We start from the raw sequence: 479 nt of genomic DNA, 5'->3' as shown, positions 1-479 counted from the left end.
CGGCGCGGGCCAGCTCACCGACGACGAGGCCGGCGAGCTTACGACGCTCGCCCATGAGCGCCGGGCCGCCCTGCGGGGATCGGGACAGACCGCGCTAGGGTTGATCTTTCCGCCCCCTGCCCCACGCTGCCCGACACCAGTTCGCCGGCATAGCCATATCCGGGGACGATCGGAGGGCCGCATATGGCGGCCGACGACGCGCAAGGACGTGCAGGCGATCTTGAAGGCGGCCGAAATCTACAACGAGGCCGGCTTGCACGAGAAGGGCGAGCGCAGCGGGCCGCTAGGATCGGTGGCGCTGGACGTGCTGCGGCTGTTCGTCAATCTCATCGACTTCCGCACCGGCCGGCTTGAGCCGTCAATCACCACGATCATGGATCGGCTAGGCCGGTCGCGCGATACGATCGTGCGGGCGCTGAAGAATCTGCGGGCGCATAGCTTCATTGACTGGCTGCGGCGCTATGAGCCGACCGGGAACG

Annotated in this window: 1 protein-coding gene; it reads left to right on the top strand. The window is 67.6% G+C overall.

Annotated features, from left to right (window positions below; all coding sequences use genetic code 11):
• The coding region (locus tag HBA93_RS18480) for a helix-turn-helix domain-containing protein (protein ID WP_221724272.1) at positions 1-479 on the top strand (479 nt) is incomplete at both ends.

The sequence above is a fragment of the Ochrobactrum sp. SFR4 genome (assembly GCF_019730395.1).
Lineage (GTDB): Bacteria > Pseudomonadota > Alphaproteobacteria > Rhizobiales > Rhizobiaceae > Pseudochrobactrum.
This window is presented reverse-complemented; position numbering and strand designations above follow the sequence as displayed.